This is a genomic window from Gardnerella rara (assembly GCF_055452355.1).
Window position 1 is genome coordinate 114,535 of record NZ_JBVBJP010000002.1, and the last position, 23,441, is coordinate 137,975.

Sequence of the window (23,441 nt, forward strand, 5' to 3'; positions counted from 1 at the left end):
TTATTTTCACATTTTCATTACGTATTTAGCGCATCTTGACTGTGCATTTTTACTGTGTGCCTAACATATGGCGATTTGTACGGCGATTTGTATGCGACTTGCATGGCGACTTATATGACGCGCAAGTGATAAGCTTGCAACATGCGTTTTGCATGATTGAACTATAGGGGTTTATGGTCATGTCTGAATTACAAGAAAATAATGTAGACGTTTTTGAGTCCGACGATACTGAACAATTTGCAGTATCAAAAAAGCGTAGGAAGTCTAATAAGTCTGCGCTTGTATTGCTTTATTCGTTCGTTATTTTCTTAATACTTTTGGCGGCTGCTTTTGTGGGGTCGCAAGCATACTTCCGCGATCGCGTTGCGCCAGGAGTACATTTTGCTGGCAGCAGCGAGATTTCGGGCGCGCAGGTTGAAAAAGTTACCAACGCTGTGAATAACGCGATTGAAAACACAAAGATTGAGATTAAAGACGATTCTGGAAAAAGCTCCGTTGAAACCCTTAAAGATTTATCGGTAAACATAGATAAAGACGCAACCGTGCAGAGCATTATGCGCGCAAAGCACAATAATGTGTTTACAATGCTTATGCCGTGGATGCAAGAAAACGTTGGGCTTAAAGCTAAGTTAAACAACGACCGTATGGATGCATATGTTGTTAAAAAGTTTGTGAGCCAAAAAGATCGAGCAATGCCTTATACGGCTAAGTTTGATTCTTCTTCCAATTCTTACGTTGTAGAAGATGGTGTTCCAGGGCGTACGATTATAACTTTGCCAGTTCGCGAAGCGATTAAGCGAGTTCTGGAAAATCCTGGTAAAACAGTAAAAGTTACGGTTAGCTCGCGCAGAGTGGAAGCTCCGATTAAGCGCGATGTTGCACAGAAAACCGTTGATCAGCTTAATAATTTACTATCTAAAAAAATCACGTTGGATAATGGTGATTCAAAAGATTTTACACTTCCAAAGTCTGTTTTAGCGTCTTGGATTAAGATTGATGCAGATTGTACAAAAAAGAAGATTTCGTACAAGGTTGATTCATCTGCTGCAGACGCATGGCTTTCTAAAGAGCTTGCTAAAAATCTTAATCAGCAAAAAGTAGATCAAGAAGATACTTACAACAAGCAAGGCAAGTTTATATTAACAACGCTTAAGGGCGTTAACGGTATAGAAGTTAAATATTCTAAAGACTTTGCGAATAAGGTTGTTCAGGCAGTAGAAAAGTCGGCGGATGCAAAGATTAGTGTTCCAACGAGCATTGTTAAGTTTGGAATCGAAAAAAAGACCGTCGAAATGCGTGTTGTTGTTAATAAAACAGACCAAACAATAAGCGTTTACAAAGACGATCAGCTTCTTAAAACATTCCCAGTTTGCAGCGGCTCAAACGGTTATTACGAAACGCCAAACGGAACGTACTTTATTTACTTGCGCTACAGGGTGCAAGATATGCGTGGATTTAACCGAAACGGCTCTAGGTATTTCTTGCCTGGAATTACCTGGGTTAGCTACTTTAATGGCGGAATCTCGTTCCACACCGCTCTTTGGAACAATGTTGGTATAGCTCAGGGATACCCTGCAAAGTACGGTTCTCACGGCTGCATAAACATGTATGAGCAAGACGCAAAGTGGGTATTTGACAACTGCCCTCGCGGAACAGTTGTGGAAGTTGTTGGAGAACAACCAGATGGACCAGTTCGCCAATAAGGCAGCGGATTTAAAGGGCGATTTGCCTGCTGCAGCTAGAAGAGTTAGTAGCACTCCGATTCAGGTTCGTGTTACCGAAACGCTGTTTGATGCCCCTTCTAGCGAAGAGCGCTTAGACAAAAAGCCTCCAATTGTTCAGTTTGCTAGAAAGTTTGTAACATCTAGTTTCGGGCTTTGGGTGCGCATAAGCGGCAAAATCGCTCGCCATTTTGGCTGGTTTCCTAGCGTTGAACCATATATTGGCTACGGTACCGATCGCTACGCGCGCTTGATTTGCCGAACCGTTTTAGCGCCTAAAGCTGGCCATCATTCCGCTTTAAAGCGCGGTATTTACGCAATGCTTGTTGTTCCTGCAATTCGTGTTAAGGTTGCTCTAAGCATTGATAACGTTGCTGTTGAATGGGCGCAGGTTGGCGATTCTTCTGTGTACGATAAGCCAGATTCTGCATATAATAGCAGCGCTGAATATTGCGTTTCGGATTGTTCGGGTTACTTAGATTTGATTACCGAAAGGTCGCTTTTAGCAGGCGAACACAAGGTTTCGTACAAGGTTGATAATCGCGATCCTGTTGAAGCAAGCATGTTTGTTATATCGGAGCAGACGCCTTTAGGTATTATTTCCGATGTTGACGATACTATTATGGTCACTCAAGCGCCTTCTCCTCTTAGAGCTGCCTACAATCTGCTTATTATGAATCCAGAGCATAGGCATGCCGTTAATGGCATGAGTCACTTTTTTAATAGTATTCGTGATTCAATTCCTAGTGTTCCGTTCTTTTATCTTTCCACTTCTCCTTGGAATGTAGAAGCTTCGATTCGCCACTTTATTTTGCGCGAAGGTTTTCCTGCCGGCCCTCTTCTTCTTAGGGATTTAGACCCGCGCCCTAAGACTTTTGTTCCAACTGGACCGCAGCACAAGCTTGAGTTTGCTCAGCAGCTTATGAATGATTTTCCAGGTATGCGTTTTGTTCTTGTTGGAGATGATGGCCAAAAAGACCCTTCGACTTATGCAAAAATCATTGAAAAATTCCCAGATCGTGTTCTTGCAGTTGGCATACGTCAGCTTAAGAAAGATGCAACTTTGGTTGATTTTAGGCGAAGCATGTCTAAGACTTTTGGTGTGACTCTTGCTTCTTCTAGGGTTGCTAAAACTTGCAATAATAGCTTTATTGAAGCTAAGGGTGCGGCTGGAACTTTTGAAGGTGTTCCATTTTTTGCGGCGCAAAATGGCAACGAGCTAGAAGATCTTATGATTCCGTTTATTATTGATTCTGTTAATAGCAAAGACTGATTTTAAGCGCTGTAAATGTTGTAAATGTTGTAAAGTCTGTAAAGGTTGCAAAGGTTATAAATGGAAGATAATTCGCTAAAAGTTGGTGATTTTAAGACTGTTGAAAAGCCACTTCCTGCAAAACGAGTTGATTACGTTCGTGAGTTTCATAACCAGGTGTTTGTAGATGAATATGCTTGGATGAAAAACACTAAATCCAAGGATTTACGCGATTATATTAACGCTCAAAATGAGTACACTAGCAAACGCGTTTCTAGTTTAGAGCCTTTACGTAAACATTTGTTTAGTGAGTTAAAGAGCCGTATTCAAGAAACAGATATGTCGGTTCCAACTCGCATGGACGGTTATTGGTATTACGTTAGAACCGAAGAAGGCAAGCAATACGCCGTTCAATGCCGTATGAAAATTAAGAGCAAAGATGACTGGAATCCACCTGTTATAGATGAGCGCGCGCATGCTGGCCAGACTCCAGACGAAGAGGTTATTTTTGACGCTAACATAGAAGCCAATCGTTTTAATGGCGGATTCTTCCAGCTTGGCGGAATGGATATTAGCCTAGATGGAAAGCGAATGTTGTTTGGGGTAGATACTAGCGGCAACGAAAGATTTGACTTTTATATACGCGATTTTTGCGCGCCTTCTGGTGACGATTACAACACTCGCTATAACAATAGTTTTGTAACGCTTTCGGATTGCATAAAAGGCATATCTTCCGCGCTTTTAACGCCAGATGGAAAATGGGTTTTCTACGTAACTTTAGATAGTGCTTGGCGCCCATATCAGGTGTTTAGGCACAAAGTTGGAACAAGCGTAGAAAATGACGTTAAAGTTTTTGAAGATTTAGACGAGCGCTTTTTTGTTAGCGTGTACGAAAGCTTTGATGAGCGAAGCGTTATTATAAACAGCAGCTCTAAAACCACTTCACGCGTATTAATGCTGCCGTTAAGCACTCCAGAAGCAGATTTTAAAACGGTGTTAAAGCCTGTAGAAAACGTGGAATACGACGTTTCGTTTGCTTGCTTTGAAAACGCTGGAGAAGATGGCAAAGACATTCCGCTTATGTTTGTAAGCCATAATCTTAAGAATCCGAATTTTCAGATTGACGTTATAGATTTGCGCAAGCACTCTATAGATTCAATGCCGTTTAACATTGGCGAAGGCTGCTGTGTTGCGCAAGGGTCTCCTTACGGATGTAAAAATGGCGATTTAATAGAGAAAGGTGCAAGTAAAAAGGCCATTAGTGAGCCGTATTACAACAGCAAAAATCCTAAGATTTTGCAAGGATTGCGCGGCTTAAGCGTGGATGGTTTAAGCGTTTATAAAAATTACGTAGCTCTTTCTTTCCGTGCAAATGGTTTGCCTCAATTAGCAGTTATGACTAAAAGCAATGCCGTTGAAGACTTTAAGTCTGGTTGCCCTTGGAGATTCCGTCTTGTAAAAGAAGATGGGTTTGTAGAAGATTCTTGCGATTCTGTGGTTTCTTGCGATTCTGTGGTTTCTTGCGACTCGTTGGATCTTAACGATTCTTGCGCAAAAGTCGCAAGCTTCCGTTTTACCAGCGCTCGCAAAGAATTATCTAAAATAACGCCTGAGCAGGCAAAAAATAGCCGAATCAGCCTTATTGGAGCAACGGGAAATCCGTGTTACGAAGCGCCAAAAATACGTTATTCTTGCTCAAGTTACGCAACTCTTGGAGCGTTAAAAGAGCTAGACATAGCAACAGGTAAAAGTGTTTTTCTTAAGCGCGGAAAAATCTTGGGCGATTTTAACGAAAATGACTACGCAGAAAAACGAGTGTGGGTTAAGGTTCGAGATGGCGAGAGCGTGCCAGTTTCGCTAGTGTGGAAAAAAGACGCTGTTGCAAAAACAAATGCAATGTTTATAACTGCTTATGGAGCGTACGAGATTAGCAGCGATCCATATTTTTCGGTTGCGCGTTTAAGCATGCTAGATAGAGGAGTGCTTTTTGCTCAAGTTCATGTGCGCGGCGGCGGAGAAATGGGTCGCGCGTGGTATGAGAATGGCAGGCGTCGCAACAAAAAACACACGTTTGAAGATTTTATAGATGTTACGTGCGCTCTTCAAAAAGCTGGGTATGCTTCGGCAAATCAGACTGTGGCTAATGGCGGTTCCGCGGGCGGCCTTCTTATGGGCGCTGTGGCAAATATGGCTCCGCAATGCTATGCAGGAATCGAGGCGGATGTTCCTTTTGTAGATGCGCTTACGTCTATGTTAGACGAATCGTTGCCGCTTACTGTTACCGAGTGGGATGAATGGGGAGACCCGTTACACAACGCGCAAGATTACGCGTATTTAAAGTCGTACACGCCGTACGAAAATGTACCTCAGAGCGTTAAGGCGGGCGAGTTTCCAAAGATTCTTATAACTTCTTCGATTAACGATACTCGCGTTCTTGTTACGGAGCCTCTTAAGTGGCTTGCTCGTTTGCAGGCAGCTGGAGTGGATGCGATTGCGCGAATTGAAACAGACGGAGGCCACGGCGGCGGCTCTGGTAGGTATAAAAAATGGGAAGAAGTTTGCTACGAAAACGCATGGTGTTTAGATGCCATGGGTATTTCGTAGAATATTTTTAAAACACATTGGAGGCTGATTGTGGTAAGAATTAAGCCAAATAAGCCCTACGAGGAAGACCTTCCGTTAACGCATACCGCGTTATTTAAGCAAGTGCCGCTAGATCAAGCGAGGGAGCTGCTAGAACACTTGCATGAGTCGGTTTTTTCTAGGGGGCAGGCGATTTTTAACGAAGGAGATACAGATCGCCGCATGTATCTTTTGGAGCGTGGGCGCGTTAAACTCGTTCGTCATTCAAGAGATAATCGTGTGCAATTGCTTAGCATTCACACGCACGGGGAAATTCTTGGAGAAATTCCTGTTTTTGACCCGTATGGCGGTCCGCGCACGGCTTCTGCGATTGCTATTACAGATAAAACTCGCGTACTCTGGTTAGAAAACGAGGTGCTTTTTAACTGGTTGGGTCACCATCCTCGTGTTGCTGTAGACATGCTTCAGGTTTTGGCTGCGCGCTTAAGAGCAAATAATGAGCATATTTCCGATCTTGTTTTTATGGATGTTCCAGCAAGATTGGCTAAAACGCTTTTAAATCTTGCTTCTAGATTTGGCGAGCCTGTTAGAGAAGGCGTGCTTGTTCCTCACGATTTAACGCAAGAAGAGCTTGCTCAATTGGTTGGATCTTCTAGAGAAACTGTTAACAAAGCCTTGATGGATTTTGCGCAAAGAGGTTGGATTAAAAGACACGGAAGGTCGATTATTATTTATGAGCCTGGAATGTTGATTCGTAGGGCAGAAAGATAATCAGAAATATAGTCAAAAATATAATCAAAAAGATAAATCGTCTTTTTCGTGCCGCAACGTAGAGGCAAGCCTCTAGAATAGTTCGCATGCCTAAAAAGAAATCCCTAACAACTCGTAGAGTACTCGCACTGTTTCTTACATACATCACTTTGTGTGTTGCAGGTGGTGTAGCTTCCAGTATTCTTTTTGTACCAGGGGTAATGAGTATAAACAACGTTGTTAAAACTGTTGTACCTTCTCTTAGGGTAGATGGCATTGATTTTGACGTTACCGCGCTGCCGCAAAAGTCGCGTTTGTACGCTTCGGATGGAAAAACAGTAATCGCAACTTTCTACGCGCAAAATCGTACGGTTGTGCCACTTAAGCGTATATCGCAGTACATGCAGCAGGCAATGGTGGCTCGAGAAGATCGACGATTCTTTGAGCATTCAGGTGTAGATGTTCAAGGTGTTATGCGAGCATTTGTGCAAACATTTATAAAAAAATCCGATATGCAAGGTGGATCTTCCTTAACTCAGCAGTACGTTAAAAACGTTCTTATGATTAAGGCGCGAGAAGACAATGATCCTATTTCGGAATATCACGCAGCAGAAAGCACAGTCACCAGAAAACTGCGAGAGATGCTTATTGCTATTCAAATGGAAAAGAAGTATTCAAAGCTAGAGATTTTACAGGGATACTTAAATGTTGCACAGTTTGGTAGTAATAATCTTTATGGTGTAGAAACTGCTGCAAAACGATACTTTAACACTACGGCCGCTAAGCTTAATCTTGTTCAGTCGGCAACAATCGCAGCAATTACAAAGAATCCTTCTAGATACGATCCTTCCATTGAAGAAAATTGGCCAGAATCGCAAAAGCAGAGGAATATTGTTCTTGATTTAATGCTTAGGCAGAATTTTATAACCCAAAAAGAGCATGACGACGCGGCTGCAATTCCTATTAAAGATACTCTTAATATTCAGCACGAAGTTGCAAACGTTGGCTGCCAGGCTGCTGGAGATGCTGCATTCTTCTGCGATTATGTTACTAAAAAAATATTGAATTCCCGCGAGTTTGGAAAGACCACTGTTGCGCGTCAAAAGCTTCTTAACGAAGGCGGATTAGACATTTACACAACAATGGATATTCTTGCAAACTCTACCGCAATGGATACTGCTAGAGCCACTGTTCCAATTCACGATCCAAGCGGCTTTGAAGTGTCAATTGCCGCTATTAAGCCTGGAACTGGGGAAGTGCTTGGCTTTGGAAGCAATCGCATTTACGATGCTACAGATGCAGCAAAGTCCGACCCTACACACACTGCTATTAACTACGCTGTAGACGAGCGCGACGGCGGCGGCTTAGGCTGGCAGATTGGTTCTACGTGGAAGCCGATTAACATTGTTGCTTGGCTGCTTGCTGGAAAGTCAATCAATCAGTCTCTAAGAACAAGCATGCTTTATAACAACACTGATTTCTCTTGCGCAAGATATCGCGGAATAGGGCGTTGGTCTGTTCAAAACTCTGGCGGCGGTAGTGTTAGCCCAGAAACTCCTTTAATGGGTCTTGTTCATTCTCATAACACCATTCAGGCTGCAATGGGATCTCAGCTTAAGCTTTGCGCTGTTGCAGAAGCGGCTAGAACATTGGGGTATCACAATTCTCCGTTAGGTCAAGAAGATGTGTTTTCTAAAAACTCGTTCAACCCGCCTATGTTGATTGGCGCTGTGCAGGCTTCGCCGCTTACAATGGCAAATGTTTATGCAACGATTGCTGCTGATGGAGTTCAATGCGACCCTATAGCCATTAAGCGCGTAGTAGATAAGAATGGCAAGCGTTTAAGAGTTCCAAGTGCTAATTGCCATCAGGCAATACCAAAGAAGGTTGCTCAAACAACAGCATACGCCATTAATCAGGGCGTTGTTCAGCCAACTGGTGTTGCACATATGGCTCAGCTAGAAGGCGGACGCAAGACGTTTACAAAAACTGGTACTAACGAAGACTTTTACATGGCAACAGCTGGATTTGTGCCAAATAAGGTTTCTGCTTTTATTGCGATTGGAAACGCCGAAGTTCAAAAGAGCTTTAACAACATGAGGATTAATGGCGTCTACCACAGCACATGGTATGGTACCTACATCGCTATGCCTGCTTGGAAAAAGTTTATGGACACGTACCTAAAGGCATCTAACACTCCTATGGATAACGATTATGGAAAGCCAGATCCAAAGTTTATGGCTGGCGGAAAAATGCCGTTAACTACAGAAGAGATGCGCAAACAGTACGAACTTCAGCAGCAGCGTGATAGAGAAGAAGAAGCACGTAGGCAGGCTTCTCAAGAACAGAGCCAAGATCAAAGCCAGCAGGGTTCGGATTCTAATCAGCAAGATTCGTCGCAGAGCCAGCAAGGCGTGCAAAACTACTACTACAGGCAAGATGCTACTACAAATGGCCGTTATGCAACGGGTGATGGTAGGCAGAATCAGTATTACGGTGGAACCAGCAATAGGTATGGATCCAACTCGTATTACGGAGGAAACCGCTAGGCTACGCTAACCTGCGTTAGGCTAGACTAATCTATGTTAGTTTAGCCTAATCTGCGTTAATCTACGTCTACTCCAACGGCGTCTGCAACGCTATTAAAGCCGTCTTCTTTAAGTAGTTTTGCAAGACCGCGCTTTAAGGTTGTAATCTGCTGAGGGCCTCTGTACATAAGAGAAGAAACGAACATGACTAAATCAGCTCCGTTTCTAATCTTTTGATAAGCCTGATTTGCGGTAAATACTCCGCCGATTCCAGCAATAGCAAAGCGATTGCCAAACTCGCTTCTAGTTCGCCTAATAAGCTCATTGCTTGCGCTGTAAGTTGGAGATCCAGAGATTCCACCTTGCCAATCTGCAGGAATGTTTAGTCCATCGCGATTCTTGCGCAAGTTTGCAATGCTAACTCCATCAACCTTATGTGCGCTCAAAACGTCTAGCAAAGACTTAAACTGAGGCCATCCGCCCTTTAGGTTTAAAGGCATTTTTACAAGAGTTGGCTGAGGGCGCTTAACTTTATCTAAAACGTTAAACAGCTTATCTAGAGCTTCTGGCTGGTTAAAAGGTTCGCCAACCATAGTGTTTGGGCAAGAAATGTTTACTTCAATCATCGAGCTTTTACCGCTTGCACGCTCCATAGATATGCGATAATCTTCAATACCTTCGTCTAAATCTCCAACAAGATTATCGTTTGTGCGCGCAATGCTAACAGAAATCTGCATGCTTTTAGCGTTAGTCCAGGCTTTTTCTACTCTAGGAATAACAAGTGCGCTGCCGTCATTTGCAAGGCCAGCATGAACCAGTAAGGAATCATATTCTGGAAGCCTATGGTACCAAGGCTTGGCATTGCCTGCGCAAGGGCGAGCGGTTGTGGAGCCAACTGTCTCAAACCCAAAACCAGCATTGTCTAGAACCGTGCACAAATCGCAGTTTTTATCGAGTCCTGCGCTTAAGCCAAATGGATTTGCAAAATCCACTCCCATAACTTGAGTCTCTAAAACTGGGTCGGTGTAGTCTAGCATTTGGCGCAATAGCCACATTAATCCAGGAATGCGCTCGCTTGTTTTGCAAAATGCAATCATGCGGTCGTGCGCCTCGTCTGGCGGAATGTTAAACACTAAGTGCGGCTTAATAATATGCTTGTAGCTAAAAGTGAATAGGTCTGTTGCAGCAAGGTTCACAGCATTGTGTAATGAATTTTCAGATACATAACTCATGATTCAATACTATCTAACTTTGCGCATTTTGCAATTTTTCCCGAGAATGTACCAAAAAACACCTAAATCACGTACAAAATGCAGAAAATAATACGTGCATATTCCCCTTGCTTGGTGTTGCGCGAGGTTTGAGTATTTCTCTCCTCGCAAGTGACGCGCTCCTTTACGGGGGTCTTATGAACGTTAATATTCCAAGGCCTCAGTATGGCGCTATTTATTGCTCGTAGAGAAATACATCAAACCTTCTGGATATCTAGAACTTTTGCGTAGCTTTTATCACCGAGATTCTCGATTTTTCTTGCTCTCTCAGCGAGTCACCATCTAGCGACGCTGAGGCTCGCTTCGATAGCTGCGAAAAATCTCGAATCTCCACCTCACTTGGCGTAACCTGCGTAATCATGTGGTGCGCGAGCGCTATTTCCGACTTTGTTGTTCAACACGCCGATTTTTAGCAACATTCTCTGCAAATCGTTTTTACCTATTTGTGTGGGGCATGTGCTAGTCTCTGTTAGTTCATGACTTTTCACCGATTCGTTTAATCGAATTGTTCAATCATAGATACGAAAGGCTATTGTGCCAAATACTCATTACGCTGCGTCAAGTGCGTCTAATAGCAAGCGCGAATCTAAAAAAACTGGTGTTGCAAAAAAGCGCGGTCAGCATAAATCGGCGCGCAATCCGTTTGAATACAGAGAATCTAGTAAGAGGCGCGGTGCAAATCACGATTTTAACGCGCGAAAGAATCGCAATCGCAAGGCAGACAAAGCCAGAAGTCGCGCGCGAGAAAAAGCTTTGCAGTACGAAGAGATGGCGATTAAAGAAGCTGAGCAGGACTTTGGCAAACAGGACTTTGGCAAGCGTGATTTTGGCAAGCGTGATTTGAATAAGCAAAATCCACAGAATCCACAGATTGCAAAAAACTCCGTAATGATTCCAGATTCCGCAATTGAATCGCGCGAAAACTATGAAGATGACGTTACTTTTGAGCAGCTTGGCGTTCCGCAGCCTTTGGTGGAAGTTCTGCGTGCAGACGGCAAAACAACGGCTTTTCCAATTCAGCAGGCGACTTTGCCAGATTCTTTGCAAGGCGCAAATATTTTAGGGCGTGGAAGAACTGGTAGCGGCAAGACTCTTGCATTTTCTATTCCGCTTGTTGCGCGATTGGCTGAAAATTTTGTTGATTTGATTAAAACTGGAAAAAAGCGCGGTTCACGCGATTTGCGCGATTCGCACTCCTCCGACGCTGCCAATAGCGCTCCAGCCGCACCACGCGCAATGATTCTTGCTCCAACTCGCGAGCTTGTTCATCAAATAGACGACGTAATCGCCCCTCTGGCGGCTGCTTACGGCATGAAAACTGTAACGGTTTATGGCGGTGTAAGCTACAGGCGGCAAACGGCACCTCTTAAGCAGGGTGCACAAATCGTAGTGGCATGCCCAGGGCGATTAGAGGATTTGCTTCGTCAAGGTGCGTTAACTCTTGAAAAGGTGATGGTAAGCGTTTTGGACGAGGCAGACGAAATGGCGGATATGGGCTTTCTTCCAGCTGTTACGCGACTTTTGGAGCAGACTGATCCAAATGGCCAGCGCATGCTGTTTTCGGCTACTCTCGATAAGCAGGTTGGAAATATTGTAGATCAGTTCCTTCCAAATGCGATTGTTCACGCGGTAGACGATGCGGATTCGCAAGTAGATACAATGACACACCACATTTTTGGCGTATCTGCGGCAGATAAGTACGAGGTTTTGCGAAAGCTTGCTTCGGGCAAAAAGCGCGCAATATTCTTTACGCGCACAAAGTATCAAGCTAAGAATATGGCAAAGAAGTTTGTGCAGCAGGGAATTCCTGCGGTTGATTTGCAAGGAAACTTATCGCAGAATCAGCGCGATAGGCATATGAGTGTTTTTGCTAGCGGAGATGTGCGAGTGCTTGTGGCTACGGATGTTGCTGCGCGAGGCATTGACATTAGCGACGTGGCGCTTGTTGTACAAACCGAGCCGCCAGAGGATCCAAAGTCCTTCTTGCATAGGTCGGGGCGTACGGCGCGCGCGGGCGAGTCGGGCGATGTTGTGACTCTTGTGTTACCGAATCAAAAGCGCGCTGCGCACGTTATGTTGAGGCGTGCGGGCATTAAGGCAAAGGCGCAAGACGTTAAGCCTGATTCGCCGATTTTGCAAGAGATTGTTGGCGAATCAGCGCAATTGCAAGAGGGCTGGAGTATGCCAGAGCCGCCGCAGCCAAAGCGAAAGGGTAGAGGCAAAGGCAGAGGCAGGGGCCGCGGACATTCGCGTGCTTAGACCGCGCAAGCGAAGACGTGAGCGCGCTGTAACGCGCGAGCGATGTTCCCGATTTTTGTTGTTCAACACGCTGTAAATCGCTACAAAGTGCGGAGTTGTTTTCCGCTTTTTGTTGTTCAAAACGCTGTAAATCGCTACAAAACCCGTCAACTTTTTCCGAAAATGTACGTGATTTAGGTCAAATTTGGTACAAAACCCGTCAACTAACTAAGTGCCGACTATTTGCGCTACTTGCTTTGGCCTTTTCCAAATGCACGCAAACGAATTCCATTCCAGTCTTCGCTAACTGTTAAAGGCGTTGCGGCGTTCATACCAGCCGTCATGGCTGCTGCTTGAACAGTGCTCGAACTTGGAGAACCCGCGCGCCCTGGCTTAGGTGTTAAAACCCACATTGGCGCGCTGCTGTTCAACATGTTTGTTGCATCCATAATAGTGTCTGCCAACTCGTCTTCGTCGTCTCCGTCGCGCCACCAAATAATAACGCCGTCAACAGAAGAGTCGTAGTCTTCGTCAACAAGTTCTTCGCCAGTTAATTCTTCGATACTGCTGCAAATTGCATCGTCAACGTCATCGTCCCATAGCCACTGCTGTACGATGTCTCCAGGTTGGAATCCAAATTCTTCTGCATGTTGAAAAGCTGTCTGTTCCACGTGACTCAATATATCAAAGTGCCAAGAATTTGCGCGACTCGCCATAGCTTCACTTTTGCCACCTTGAGACACGCCTGGAAAATCGCCAGAAACCGTAAAATCACTATATCTAGTTTGTTTTTTATTCAAGTTGCCCTAGATATTGTGCACGCAATGGGCTATAGTAGAGCAAGTTGTTGCGAATCATAAGGCGATTTGCGCTGCAAAATATACGGTAAATGGAGAAAGGTCTGTAGAATGCAGGTCTCTGGTATGACTTTAGAAGATGAAGCTTTGCAGGATGAAGCTTTGGCCGATTTTAGTGGCAATAACTCTTCCGCTGAATCTTCCAAGAAATCTCGCGTACAGGTTGAAAAGCGCGATGGTCGCGTTGTTGATTTTGACCCAATGAACATTATTATGGCCATTAAGGCTGCTTTTAAGGATTTGCGCAAAGACGTTGGTCCTCAAGAAGAGCAGATGATTCGCGATATTACAGATCATATTGAAGCCGAGATTCAAGACCGCTACAATGGCCCTGCAAAAATCGAAGATATTCAGACTCTTGTTGAGCATGGTCTTATTGAAAATCACCTTTACGAAGTTGCGCGCTGCTACACAAGCTACCGCCTAAACAGAGATATTGATCGCGCTAAGGCAACAGATATTAATGAAGCTGTTAATCGCCTTGTAAACCGCGATGAGTCGCTTGTGCGCGAAAATGCCAACAAGGATTCCAACGTTTACGCCACTCAGCGAGATTTGCTTGCTGGCGCTGTTTCTAAGGCTTCCGCGTTCTCTATGCTTCCTCACGCTGTTTCTAACGCGCATATGAAGGGCGATATTCACTTCCACGATGCCGATTATTCGCCATTTACCTGCATGAGCAATTGCTCGCTTCCAGATTTTGGGAACATGCTTGCTAAGGGATTTGCGCTTGGTAACGCCATGATGGATAGCCCAAAGTCTATTGGCACCGCCGCAACTCAGGTTACTCAGATTATTAAAGACATTGCAGGTGCGCAGTATGGCGGCCAAACTGTGAACCGTGCAGACGAGATGCTGGAGCCTTACGCTAAGTGCGATTACGACAAGAACCTTGCTATGGCTCAAGCCATGATTCCAGATTCCACGCCAATCGAAGTTGCTAAGGCCATGATTGACGGCTTAAAGGCTCAGGAGCCTAAGAATCTTCATTGTTCAGATAGGGATCCACTCCCAGAAGACACTCCTTTTGACGAGAATTTGAGCGAGTTGGATCAGCTCCGTGAGGTTTACGCAAAGATAATGACCCGCAAGGCGATTTACGACGCTATGCAAACAATGGAATATCAAATCAATTCCAACCGCGTTTCCAACGGCCAGACTCCGTTTGTAACTGTTGGTTTTGGCTTGGGTACGTCTTGGTTTGCTCGCGAAATTCAGCGCGCTATTTTGCTGAATCGTATTCGCGGACTCGGCAAAGATCGTCATACTGCTATCTTCCCTAAACTTGTGTTTACTATTAAGCACGGCGTTAACGCAGATGCAGGCGATCCAAACTACGATTTGAAGCAGCTTGCGCTTGAGTGCTCTACAAAGCGCATGTACCCAGACGTTGTGTTCTACGAGAATATTGTTAAGATTACTGGCTCCTTTAAGGCGCCTATGGGTTGCCGATCCTTCCTTCAGGGTTGGATTGATCCAAAGACTGGCAAAGACGTGGAAGACGGCCGCATGAATCTTGGCGTTGTAACGGTTAATGTGCCGCGTATTGCGCTGGAATCTCACGGAGACGTAAACCGCTTCTGGAAGCTGTTTAACGAGCGCATGGAAGTAGCGCATCAGGCTTTGCGATTCCGCATTATGCGTTGCAAGCAGGCAACTCCTGTAAACGCTCCAACTTTGTTCCGCTACGGCGCGTTTGGGCGCTTGGGTGCCAACGAAAGCGTGGATCAGCTGTTCCGCAACGAGCGCGCAACGGTTTCGCTTGGCTACATTGGCCTGTATGAAGCTACATCCGTGTTCTTTGGCAAGGATTGGATGCAAGATCACAGCTGGAACGAAGACGGCAAGCAGTTTGCGCTTTCTATGGTTCGCCGCATGAATCAGCTTTGCCAGCAGTGGTCGAAGGCAGAGGGATACCACTACTCGGTATATTCCACTCCTGCTGAGTCTTTGACGGATCGCTTTAACCGCATGGATCGCCAGAAGTTCGGCCGTATTGAAGGCGTTACCGATCACGACTTCTACACCAACTCCTTCCACTACCCAGTGTGGTTGCAGCCAACTCCTATGGAGAAGCTCCGCTACGAGGTTGACTTCCCGTACTTTGCTTCCGGCGGATTTATTAACTACTGCGAGTTCCCATGCTTGCAGGCAAATCCTAAGGCTTTGGAGGCTGTTTGGGATTATGCTTATAAGATTGGCATTGGCTACTTGGGTACGAACACTCCGATTGACCATTGCTTTGTTTGCGGATTCCAGGGCGACTTTGAGCCAACTAAGGAAGGTTTCCGCTGCCCAGAGTGCGGCAACAGTGATCCAGATAAGTGCAACGTAACCAAGCGTACTTGTGGCTACTTGGGCAATCCTGTTCAGCGCCCAATGGTTCACGGTCGTCACGAAGAGATTGCTCACCGCGTAAAGCACATGTCGGGCGAAACTGGCCATGTTATTCTTAACAATGGCGAATCGCGCGAATGGTACGAGGAGACTAAGTAGCGCGTAGAATTGCGGCAAAAGTCGCGGCAAAAGTCGCGGCAAAAGTCGCGGCATAAAATCGCATAAAATAAAGTAAAAGCTAGGCTAAATTACTAAAAAGGTTGGAACCATGGCTCACATAAGTTTGCACGATTTTGCACCTGCAGACGTTAACCGCGGGCCTTGGATTCCAACCTCTCTTTCTAATAATCCGCGCGCAGGGCAGTGGTCCAGTGAGCGCATGAGCAAGGGCATGATTGCGGATTATAAGCGATTTCTTATGACGGACGGCGAAGGAATCCGTTGCTCGCTGTACGTTTCTGGTTGTCCGTTCCATTGCGTTGAGTGCTATAACGAGTCGATTTGGGATTTTCGTGCGGGCTATCCGTACACGCAAAAGCTTGAAGACCAGATTATGGAAGATTTGGCACTTCCGTACGTGCAAGGTTTGACGCTTCTTGGAGGCGAGCCGCTGCTTAACACTGGCATTTTGCTGCCACTTTGCAAGCGTATTCGAAGCGAATTTGGCAATACTAAAGACATTTGGAGCTGGACTGGCTACACCTGGGAAGAGCTTATGCGCAAAGGCGAGACTCCAGACAAGCTTGAGTTGCTTCGCTACATTGACATTCTTGTTGACGGAAGATATATGAAGAATCTTCACGATTCGCTGCTGCAATTCCGCGGATCCAGCAATCAGAGGATTATTGACGTGCCAAAGTCGCTGGAAAATCCGAGTGAGCCGCCTGTAATCTGGGAAAAGCTTCACGACCAAGAGCGTTTTATTCCGTCGATTTATGGAAAAGATCGCGCCTCAGGCGAAGGCGATGCTTCGTAATCCTATTGAATGCGCCATGCGCAATAATTCAAATATGTATTTGAAGAAGTGATATTATTAAACCTACACATGACGTTATGTAGGGGAAGGGATGCAATGGCGGAGAAAGTAACGCGAAAATCGTCGAAGCAATCAAGAAACCGCGCCGATCGTGCTCCTCACGCCTTACGCACCATTCTTCATTCTTTGAAAAACTATCGCCTGCTTGGTGCTCTTACTTCCGTATCAATTATTTTTGAAGCAGCGATGCAAATAATTATTCCGTCAGTAATGTCGAATCTTATTGATTTCGGCATTGTGACGCGCTCCAATTCCGCTTCTTGGTATTACGGTTTGCAACTTCTTCTTTTTGCAGCGCTTTCCGTGATTGCTGGCGTTATTTCGGGTATTTGCTGCGCGCATTCTAGTGCCGGTTTTGGTAGAAATTTACGGGACAATATTTTTGCGCGACTGCAGCTTTTAAGTTTTTCTGATTTAGATAAGTTTTCTACCGGCACGATTGTAACCCGCATGACGAGTGACGTGTCGAATGTTCAGTTTGCTTATCAGCTGATTATTCGCGCAGGCGTTAGAAGCGTTGTTGTTATTGCAGCAGCGTGGTGGTTTACTTTTTGTATAAGTCCTGCGATTTCCTGGGTTTTTCTTGCTCTCGTACCGATTGTTGCTTTAATCGGTGTTGTTGGTGCTAAAATTGTTGGCTCCGCTTTTGTGCAGATTTATCGCATGGTAGACAACATGAACGCGCTTGTTGGAGAGAATTTGCATAACATTCGCGTTGTTAAATCGTATGTGCGCGAGAACTACGAAAATCGCCGTTTTATGCGCATTTCTCGTAAGCTTTACAACCGTTTTCTTAGTGCGGAATATGTGCTTAACTTTAGTATTCCACTGTTTAATCTTTGTTTTTATGCATGCATGCTTATTGTTACTTGGATGGCATCGCGTGAAATAGTGGCGTCTGGGAATAATCCTGCGTTTGGCTTAACTACAGGAAATCTTGCGGCGCTGATGGTGTATGCGTTGCAAATTTTGTTTGCACTTGCCAATCTGGTTGCAGTTTTTGTTATGACTGTTACAGCGCGAGCGTCTATGCATCGTATTGCAAATGTTTTACAATCGCATAACACGGAGTATGTTGCTAAAAATCCACTTACCACTCTTGCAGATTCTTCTATTTGCTTTAATAATGTTGATTTTACATACGCTAGTGGGGATTCATCTTCGGCTGCTGGCGATTCTTCCAGCGGGAATAATGGCGTCTTTTCTAAAGATAAGCAGGAAATTTTACACAACATAAACTTGAGCATTCCTTCTGGCTCTACCGTTGGTATTGTTGGTGCAACAGGTAGTGGAAAGTCAAGTCTTGTGCAGCTGATTGCGCGCCTTTACGACGCTACAAAAGGCGACGTTTTTGTAGGTGGAGCCAACGTTCGCGATTATAATCCAGCAAGTTTGCGCGAAGAAGTTGGCGTTGTTTTGCAGAAAAATCTTCTGTTTAGCGGCACAATTGCAGAAAATCTTCGTTGGGGCAAGGCAGATGCGAGCGAAGCCGATCTGCGTGAAGCTTGTACAATCGCATGCGCGCAGGAGTTTATAAACGATTTACCAGATGGGTATAATACGCAAATTGATCAAGGTGGCAAGAATCTTTCGGGCGGCCAAAAGCAAAGGCTTTGCATTGCTCGCGCGCTTTTAAAGAGGCCAAAAATTTTGATTTTAGACGATTCAATGAGTGCGGTAGATGTTAAAACCGACGCCAAAATTCGTGAAAATTTAAGGCATTTTATGCCAAATTCTACGCAAATAATTGTGGCTCAACGTGTGTCTTCAATTGAGCATGCCGACGTTATTTTTGTTCTAAAAGATGGCCATATAATTGCGCATGGATCCAATGCCAACCTAATTGCCTCTTGCAAGATGTATAGAGATATGGCGGAATCTCAAGCAAAAAGTCGCGTGCAAAGTCAAGAAAATATTGCTATTGCGGAAGAAGGTGCTGAATAATGTCTGCAGATAAAAAAGTTTCCGCAATCAACTGGCCCGTGCTTAAACGTCTCGCTTCCTGCGTGCTAGTGTATCGCGCCAAAATTTTCGTAATCATATTTGCGATTATTGTAAGCTCAATTGTTCAAGCAGCCAGCGCAATGTTTTTGCAATCTATTGTAGACGTGTATATTTTGCCTCTTGTTGGAAAGAAAAATCCAGACTGGATTCCGCTTTTACGCATGATTGCACTAATGGCAAGCATATACGTTGTTGGCGTATTTTGCAGTTGGCTTTGGAGTAGGCTAGTGGCAAATATTGCGGAAAGCGTTATGCGTGATTTGCGAAACAAGATGTTTAAACATCAGCAAAATCTTCCGCTTAGCTATCTAGACTCTAAGGGCTACGGCGATGTTATGAGCCGATATACCAACGATACAGAAGTGCTGCGTGAGGCAATTTCTTGGGCTTTTCCAGACTCTTTTTCCGCGCTTATATCCATTATTGCAGCGTTTGTGTCTATTATGTGGCTTTCGCTTCCCGCTGCTGCTTTTATCTTGCTTTTTACTGCGATTCTTCTATATTTAGTGCGATTTATGCTTAAAAAATCAGGTGTGCTTTTTAGGCAATTTCAGGCCGCTTTAGGCAATCTGAATGGGTTTGTAGAAGAATGTGCAACTGGCAGAAAAGTCATTAAAATTTTCAATCACGAAGAATCCGTCACACAAAAATTAGGCGATTTAGCTAATAACGTGCAAAAAATTTCAGCTAGCGCTAATTCTTACGCAAATAATGTTATGCCTGTAATTAGCAACGCCAGCTACCTGTTTTACGTTCTACTTGCGATTCTTGGAGCTTGGGCGGTAAGTGGCGGCTTTGGCGCATTTGGCCTTGTTTCTATTTTCTCGGGAGATTCCCGTGTGCTTACAATCGGAACGCTAATCTCTCTGCTAACACTTTCGCGCGCGTTTATTAATCCGATTGGCGAAATCACAATGCAAATAAACTCGCTTATGATGGCTATGGCTGGCGCCTCTAGAATTTTCGAGCTTATTGATGAAGAGCCAGAGGCAGATAATGGCACGGTTTGCTTGGTAAAAGTGTGCATCTGTGAGTCTAAAGAGCAGATTTCTTGCAAACAAACGTTTAACGTTGTTAAAGAGGTTAGCGAAAAAGAAGAAGGGCCAAATATTTATTGGGCTTGGAAACGAGATGTTAAAGATAGTGGAAATAAGGCCATAAGTCGTGCGCAAAAATTGAGCCCAACCGCCCAAGAAGTGGTTTTTGAGGCTAAACAGAACGCTTGCACATCTAAGGATGGTCGTTATACCTTGCTTCGCGGTGACGTGCGATTTACGGATGTTGTGTTTGGCTACGATTCTAATAAGCCAGTTTTGCGCGATATAACTTGGTATGCGCGATCTGGCCAAAAGGTTGCACTCGTAGGGGCCACTGGCGCTGGTAAAACAACGATTGCCAATCTTCTCACACGTTTTTACGATATTGATGACGGTCAGATTTTGTACGACGGAATTGACGTTCGCGATATTCGCAAAAGTGATTTGAGGCATGCTGTTGCAACCGTTTTGCAAGATGTTAATTTGTTTAGCGCAAGCATAATGGACAATATTCGTTATGGTTCGCTTTCTGCTAGCGATTCTAGTTGCGTTTCTGCAGCCGTGCTTGCGCATGCGGATTCCTTTATTTCCAAGCTTCCAGATGGTTACAATACGCAGATTAAAGACGGCGGGGCTGGGCTTTCGCAGGGTCAAAAGCAGCTGATTGCCATTGCGCGTGCGGCTGTTGCAAATCCACCTGTGCTTATTTTAGATGAGGCAACTTCTTCTATTGATACGCATACGGAAGCGCTTGTGCAGAGTGCAATGGATGCTTTGATGCAGGATAGAACCGTGTTTGTTATAGCGCACAGGCTTTCTACTGTGCGAAATGCGGATGTGATTATGGTTTTGGACCATGGACGAATTGTTGAGCGCGGATCGCATGAAGATTTGATGAAAAAGCGCGGCGAATATTATCAACTTTGCACGGGTGCAATTGATTTGGAGTAATAAGCCTGATATTCCGCGGCAACACGCCGAACACGCCTAGAGCTTGCATTTTGGCGTGGATTCTGTAAGATAGTGACTCGGCTGTTCGATGGAACAAAGCCACGGCCCCGTAGCTCAGTTGGTTAGAGCGCCGCCCTGTCACGGCGGAGGTCACCGGTTCAAGTCCGGCCGGGGTCGCGATTAGTAAAGGCCCGGTTCGCCGGGTTTTTTATTCATCATGGCTCTGTAGCTCAGTTGGTAGAGCGAGCGACTGAAAATCGCTAGGTCAGCGGATCGATCCCGCTCGGAGCCACAAGTTGAAACAAAAAACGCGCAGCATTTTTGCCGCGCGTTTTGCTTATCTAGTCAATCTATTAGCAGGTCTATTAGTCAATCTGCTTCCAAGACTCAACATCAATATGATGCTGTGGGTTTGCTTGCCAAGCCGCCCAAGCCGACTCAACGATTTCTTTAACGCTGTAGCGAGCATGCCAGCCCATCTCTTCGTTAATTCGCTTTGGACTTCCAATAAGCTGTGGAGGATCTCCTGCTCTACGATCCAACACAGTTTCCTTAAATGGCAATCCAGTAACGCGTCTAACCTCGTCTACAATTTGGCGAACCGAAGTTCCCTTGCCCGTACCAACGTTAAAAGCGTCGTACTTGCGCTCATCGCGATCCAAATAAGTAAGAGCCGCAATGTGTGCGTCTGCAAGATCCGAAACGTGAATGTAGTCGCGAATGCAAGTGCCGTCGGCAGTAGGGTAGTCGTTGCCAAAAATCGCAGGCGCCTTGCCTCGTTGCAATCTATCTAAAAGCATAGGAATTAGATTCAAAATTGCAGGATCTTCTAGCTCCACCGGTCCACATCCAGCAACGTTAAAGTAGCGCAATGCGCAGAATCGAATTCCGTATGTTTTTTCGCAAGCGCGAGCCATCCATTCGCCAAAAAGCTTAGTTTGGCCGTATGGGTTAATTGGCAGCATTGGCACAACGTCTTCGGGAACAACATCTACAGGAGGCTCGCCGTACGTGGCTGCGCTAGACGAAAACACAAGCTTTTTAGCTCCGCTTTGGCGTATTCCTTCTAGAACGTTAAGCATGCCGTTAATGTTCTGCTGGTAGTACCATAGCGGCTTTTCTACGGACTCGCCAACCTGCTTTCGTGCAGCAAAATGAATTACGGAGTCAACGTTGTTCTCCTTCATTATTTGCGCAAGTCGCGCTCCTGCGTCTGGGGAAGCAATGTCCATTCCGTACAGTCGCGCGCCTTCAATCCTTGTAGGCTTTCCGTAGCTTAAATCGTCTACAACCACAACGTTTTGCTTGGCTTGGTGAAGAGCGTGTACAACGTGTGCGCCAATGTATCCACATCCGCCTGTAACTAGAACAGTCATTGTTTACCTTGTTACCTTTCTGGTATTTATCTGCTTATATCTTGTTATCTGCATGCTGGCACGATTTATTTGCCAATCGGTTTGCAGAATGTATTTTGCAGAATGTTATAGGGAAATTATAGCGCTTGAATAATATTGGGCGCGTGTTTAATGTGCGCTGTTTTGCGCGTTTGGTATTATGCGTTGAGTTGTGATTTAACTTGTAATTCGATTTGTGATTCAACTTGCAGTTTAATTGCGTATGCATGCGAATAAGGAAGATTGGCTAAAATGGACGATTTTAATGTAGATAGCGCAAGTGGCGATTTGCCTAATGGCAACTTGCTTGAGCCTAAACAAACTAATGCCGCCGCAAGGGTTATTCTTTCGTTTGTTCGCAGGTCTGCCAGGCTGGACGCTCGTTTAGAAAAGGCCAAGCAGCGCTACTCGGGCATGTATTTACTAGACATTGCAGATGGCGTTGGGTCTTTGCGTGTAAAAAGCGATTTATGCGTGGACTCGGCATGGATTGAGGCCAATTGGGGAAATGCTAATCCGCTGATTGTAGAAATTGGTTCGGGTCAGGGCGAAAACATTGTGGCGGCAGCTGCGGCGAATCCGAATATGAATTTTCTTGCTTTAGAAGTTTATGATCCAGGCGTGGCTCATACCATGCTTTTGGCGGGAAAACAGGATTTGCAGAATCTACGAATTGCGCAGGTTAATGCTCCCGATTTTCTTGCGGCTTGCAAAAGTAACGTTTTGGCAGAAGTTTGGACATTTTTCCCAGATCCTTGGCCTAAAATGCGTCATCACAAGCGCCGAATTGTTCAGCCAGCTTTGGCGCAGTCTGTGCATAATGCGCTTGTTGCGGGCGGAGTTTGGCGAATTGCTACAGATATTGAAGATTACGCGTTGCATGTTCACGAGGTTATGGATTCTTTGGCGTGCTTTAAAAACGCTGGCGATTTGCGCGTGAGCCTGCCTACGGAGCATGTTGGCAAGGGAAATGCTCAAGATGCTGCGGATTTGCCGCATACTGATTTTGTTGAGTCGCAGCGATTTGATGGGCGTGTTTTAACTAATTTTGAGCGCAAGGGATTGGAAGCTGGGCGCGTTATCCACGATTTAACTTATGTTGCTAAAAAGTAGATTGCAGGTTTGATTCTTGCGGTTTGATTCCCGCTCGATTACTATGTGTGCTTGCGTTGATTTTACGCACAACACGCCGCGATTTGCGTGTACGCTTAGTGAGTGTTAATATCATATGGTTTGGTTAAAGCCCCCTTCGTCTAACGGTTAGGACACCAGACTTTCAATCTGACAACAAGAGTTCGACTCTCTTAGGGGGTACAAGTTGCGCCGCTTTATTTGAGCGGCGTTTTATTTTATTCCCATAATTCATCAACCCATTAATGGCGTGCAATTACCATAGTTTTGCTAGAATGGTTCAAATAATAATCAAAACAAAATACTCCAAATGGGGCGGTTTAATCGCTGTATACGTTGAACCGTATTAAA

At 45.0% G+C, this 23,441-nt stretch carries 14 protein-coding genes and 3 tRNA genes; 14 read left to right on the forward strand and 3 right to left on the reverse strand.

Features of this window, described 5'->3' with window-relative positions:
- Positions 1 to 179: 179 nt before the first annotated feature.
- From ACZ0NX_RS02205 to ACZ0NX_RS02225, 5 genes are all read left to right on the forward strand, one after another.
- Positions 180 to 1,703 (forward strand): L,D-transpeptidase, encoded by a 1,524-nt coding sequence (locus ACZ0NX_RS02205; protein WP_464405251.1) that lies wholly within the window; start codon positions 180 to 182, stop codon positions 1,701 to 1,703.
- Positions 1,684 to 2,994 carry an App1 family protein gene (locus ACZ0NX_RS02210; protein ID WP_464405253.1) on the forward strand — a complete coding sequence of 437 codons (1,311 nt, stop codon included), beginning with the start codon at positions 1,684 to 1,686 and terminating at the stop codon, positions 2,992 to 2,994. The genes ACZ0NX_RS02205 and ACZ0NX_RS02210 overlap by 20 nt, the downstream gene beginning before the upstream one ends.
- 60 nt (positions 2,995 to 3,054) lie before the next feature.
- The gene (locus ACZ0NX_RS02215) at positions 3,055 to 5,577 is read left to right on the forward strand and encodes a S9 family peptidase (RefSeq protein ID WP_464405255.1); all 2,523 of its coding nucleotides are present in this window, start codon (positions 3,055 to 3,057) and stop codon (positions 5,575 to 5,577) included.
- 30 nt (positions 5,578 to 5,607) lie between these two features.
- The gene (locus tag ACZ0NX_RS02220; protein ID WP_060786862.1) at positions 5,608 to 6,327 is read left to right on the forward strand and encodes a Crp/Fnr family transcriptional regulator; all 720 of its coding nucleotides are present in this window, start codon (positions 5,608 to 5,610) and stop codon (positions 6,325 to 6,327) included.
- Positions 6,328 to 6,413: 86 nt separating this feature from the next.
- Complete coding sequence (locus ACZ0NX_RS02225) at positions 6,414 to 8,855, forward strand: transglycosylase domain-containing protein (protein ID WP_464405257.1); 2,442 nt, start codon at positions 6,414 to 6,416, stop codon at positions 8,853 to 8,855.
- A gap of 56 nt (positions 8,856 to 8,911) precedes the next feature.
- Here the strand turns inward: ACZ0NX_RS02225 and ACZ0NX_RS02230 are convergent, their stop codons facing one another.
- Entirely contained in the window at positions 8,912 to 10,066 is a 1,155-nt protein-coding gene (locus ACZ0NX_RS02230) for a quinone-dependent dihydroorotate dehydrogenase (RefSeq protein WP_464405259.1), read from the reverse strand.
- A gap of 573 nt (positions 10,067 to 10,639) precedes the next feature.
- Here ACZ0NX_RS02230 and ACZ0NX_RS02235 point away from each other — a divergent pair.
- Positions 10,640 to 12,364 (forward strand): DEAD/DEAH box helicase, encoded by a 1,725-nt coding sequence (locus ACZ0NX_RS02235; protein WP_464405260.1) that lies wholly within the window; start codon positions 10,640 to 10,642, stop codon positions 12,362 to 12,364.
- A gap of 227 nt (positions 12,365 to 12,591) precedes the next feature.
- Here the strand turns inward: ACZ0NX_RS02235 and ACZ0NX_RS02240 are convergent, their stop codons facing one another.
- Positions 12,592 to 13,014: a DUF3052 domain-containing protein gene (locus tag ACZ0NX_RS02240; RefSeq protein ID WP_081091024.1), complete on the reverse strand. Its 423-nt coding sequence runs from the start codon at positions 13,012 to 13,014 to the stop codon at positions 12,592 to 12,594.
- Positions 13,015 to 13,251: 237 nt separating this feature from the next.
- On the opposite strand from ACZ0NX_RS02240, the gene nrdD reads away from it, so the two are divergent.
- The 6 genes from nrdD to ACZ0NX_RS02270 all read left to right on the forward strand — a co-directional run bounded on the left by nrdD (position 13,252) and on the right by ACZ0NX_RS02270 (position 20,857).
- Positions 13,252 to 15,696 (forward strand): anaerobic ribonucleoside-triphosphate reductase, encoded by a 2,445-nt coding sequence (nrdD, locus tag ACZ0NX_RS02245; RefSeq protein ID WP_464405262.1) that lies wholly within the window; start codon positions 13,252 to 13,254, stop codon positions 15,694 to 15,696.
- Positions 15,697 to 15,805: 109 nt separating this feature from the next.
- Entirely contained in the window at positions 15,806 to 16,513 is a 708-nt protein-coding gene (nrdG, locus tag ACZ0NX_RS02250) for an anaerobic ribonucleoside-triphosphate reductase activating protein (RefSeq protein ID WP_081091006.1), read from the forward strand.
- A gap of 96 nt (positions 16,514 to 16,609) precedes the next feature.
- Positions 16,610 to 18,517, forward strand: a complete 1,908-nt coding sequence (locus ACZ0NX_RS02255; RefSeq protein ID WP_464405264.1) for an ABC transporter ATP-binding protein — start codon at positions 16,610 to 16,612, stop codon at positions 18,515 to 18,517.
- On the forward strand, positions 18,517 to 20,565 hold the full coding sequence (locus ACZ0NX_RS02260) for an ABC transporter ATP-binding protein (protein ID WP_464405265.1): 2,049 nt from the start codon (positions 18,517 to 18,519) through the stop codon (positions 20,563 to 20,565). Before ACZ0NX_RS02255 ends, ACZ0NX_RS02260 begins: the two co-directional genes overlap by 1 nt.
- Positions 20,566 to 20,668: 103 nt before the next feature.
- Positions 20,669 to 20,742 (forward strand) — tRNA-Asp (locus ACZ0NX_RS02265).
- 42 nt (positions 20,743 to 20,784) lie between these two features.
- A tRNA-Phe gene (locus ACZ0NX_RS02270) sits at positions 20,785 to 20,857 on the forward strand.
- Between the two features lie 73 nt (positions 20,858 to 20,930).
- Here the strand turns inward: ACZ0NX_RS02270 and galE are convergent.
- Positions 20,931 to 21,941: a UDP-glucose 4-epimerase GalE gene (gene galE, locus ACZ0NX_RS02275; protein ID WP_464405267.1), complete on the reverse strand. Its 1,011-nt coding sequence runs from the start codon at positions 21,939 to 21,941 to the stop codon at positions 20,931 to 20,933.
- 270 nt (positions 21,942 to 22,211) lie between these two features.
- On the opposite strand from galE, the gene trmB reads away from it, so the two are divergent.
- Together trmB and ACZ0NX_RS02285 are read left to right on the forward strand one after the other, a co-directional pair.
- Complete coding sequence (trmB, locus tag ACZ0NX_RS02280; RefSeq protein ID WP_464405269.1) at positions 22,212 to 23,072, forward strand: tRNA (guanosine(46)-N7)-methyltransferase TrmB; 861 nt, start codon at positions 22,212 to 22,214, stop codon at positions 23,070 to 23,072.
- A 129-nt stretch (positions 23,073 to 23,201) separates the two neighbouring features.
- Positions 23,202 to 23,273 (forward strand) — tRNA-Glu (locus tag ACZ0NX_RS02285).
- The last annotated feature ends 168 nt before the right edge of the window (positions 23,274 to 23,441 follow it).

Bases quoted from the DNA above. Each gene is read 5' to 3' on its own strand.
- ACZ0NX_RS02205 (WP_464405251.1), top strand. From the start codon at position 180: ATGTCTGAATTACAAGAAAATAATGTAGACGTTTTTGAGTCCGACGAT.
- ACZ0NX_RS02210 (WP_464405253.1), top strand. From the start codon at position 1,684: ATGGACCAGTTCGCCAATAAGGCAGCGGATTTAAAGGGCGATTTGCCT.
- ACZ0NX_RS02215 (WP_464405255.1), top strand. From the start codon at position 3,055: ATGGAAGATAATTCGCTAAAAGTTGGTGATTTTAAGACTGTTGAAAAG.
- ACZ0NX_RS02225 (WP_464405257.1), top strand. From the start codon at position 6,414: ATGCCTAAAAAGAAATCCCTAACAACTCGTAGAGTACTCGCACTGTTT.
- ACZ0NX_RS02230 (WP_464405259.1), bottom strand. From the start codon at position 10,066: ATGAGTTATGTATCTGAAAATTCATTACACAATGCTGTGAACCTTGCT.
- nrdD (WP_464405262.1), top strand. From the start codon at position 13,252: ATGCAGGTCTCTGGTATGACTTTAGAAGATGAAGCTTTGCAGGATGAA.
- nrdG (WP_081091006.1), top strand. From the start codon at position 15,806: ATGGCTCACATAAGTTTGCACGATTTTGCACCTGCAGACGTTAACCGC.
- ACZ0NX_RS02255 (WP_464405264.1), top strand. From the start codon at position 16,610: ATGGCGGAGAAAGTAACGCGAAAATCGTCGAAGCAATCAAGAAACCGC.
- ACZ0NX_RS02260 (WP_464405265.1), top strand. From the start codon at position 18,517: ATGTCTGCAGATAAAAAAGTTTCCGCAATCAACTGGCCCGTGCTTAAA.
- galE (WP_464405267.1), bottom strand. From the start codon at position 21,941: ATGACTGTTCTAGTTACAGGCGGATGTGGATACATTGGCGCACACGTT.
- trmB (WP_464405269.1), top strand. From the start codon at position 22,212: ATGGACGATTTTAATGTAGATAGCGCAAGTGGCGATTTGCCTAATGGC.